The sequence below is a fragment of the Streptomyces sp. ADMS genome (assembly GCF_033441795.1).
In the GTDB taxonomy this organism is placed as follows: domain Bacteria; phylum Actinomycetota; class Actinomycetes; order Streptomycetales; family Streptomycetaceae; genus Streptomyces.
This window is the reverse complement of record NZ_JAVFVX010000315.1, coordinates 1-1,192: the sequence shown is the minus strand read 5'-3', so window position 1 is coordinate 1,192 and position 1,192 is coordinate 1. Positions and strand designations below refer to the sequence as shown.

Below are 1,192 nucleotides of genomic sequence, written 5' to 3'. Positions count from 1 at the left end.
AGGGGATGACCCCGAGCCCGTACTCCTGCGCGGCCGGGATGACCTCCATCTCGGCTGGTTGTGATCAAGGTGTGGTTCGCGTGAGGTCGTTGATCCAGATCATGGAGGCACGGAGATGCAGGCCGGCGAGGTAGCTCTGGGGGGTCTTGTCATAGCGGGTGGCGATGCCCCGCCAGGCTTTCAGCTTGTTGATCAGGCGCTCGACGGTGTTCCTCTCCTTGTAGAGGGCGGCGTCGTGGCCGACGGGCCGACCGCCCCGGTTGCCCTTCTTCTTCCGGTTGGCGGCTTGGTCCTTCTTCTCCGGGATGACTGCCTTGATCTGGCGTCTTCGCAGGTAGGCGCGATTACCTCGGGACGAGTACGCCTTGTCCCCGGCGACCGCGTCGGGCCGGGTGCGCGGACGGCCGACCGGGCCGCGGACCCGTACCTTCTTCAGCACGGGGATGAACTGTGGGCTGTCGGCAGCCTGCCCGGCGGTCAGGAGGAGCACGAGCGGGCGGCACTTGCGGTCGGAGGCGACGTGGATCTTGCTGGTCTGCCCGCCGCGCGAGCGCCCGAGCAGAGCGGCCCTCAGCCGGAGCCGGTGTCGGCGCCGGAGGCGGGGTCGTTCTTCCCGGACGGGGTCACTGTCGGCGGTTCGCCCGTCTTGTCCTTGCCCGTCATCCCCTTTGAACGGGCCTTCTCCTCGGCGGCGGCCTTCTCCAGGGCGGTGAGCACGTCGTCACCAAGCTGCATCCCGGCGGCGTCATGGTGGGCGCGGGCGGTGGTGGAATCCACGCTGACCAGCGACAAGTCCACCTCACCGCGCTTGGCGGCCTTCGGCTGTCAGCCCCTCCAGCAGGGCCTCGAAGACACCGGCGTCGCGCCACTGCCGGAAGCGATTGTGGACCGTGGGCCAGGCGCCGAACTCGGTCGGCATCTCCCTTGCGCGCCCGTCTTGAATCGCCAGATCACACCCTCGAAACTGCTGCCGCAGCCGTGCGGGATACGGACCGTACCTGCCGATCGGCAAGTACGGCTCGATGAACTCTCATGCCCCATCGGTCAGTTGCACCGGCGTCATGCACAACGATCTACCAGATCGCGGCACAGGACGCAGGAGACCTCAGAGATTGATCACAACCAGATACAGGCCCTAGTACTACAGCCTCAGATCTTGAGGTTGTGATCGGTTCTGTTCGGGTTGTCGCCA

General features: G+C 66.4%; 1 pseudogene. It reads right to left on the bottom strand.

The features are described 5' to 3' along the window. Positions 1–64: 64 nt before the first annotated feature. Positions 65–1,024 (bottom strand): annotated as a pseudogene (locus tag RB628_RS40670) (IS5 family transposase). Between the last annotated feature and the right edge of the window lie 168 nt (positions 1,025–1,192).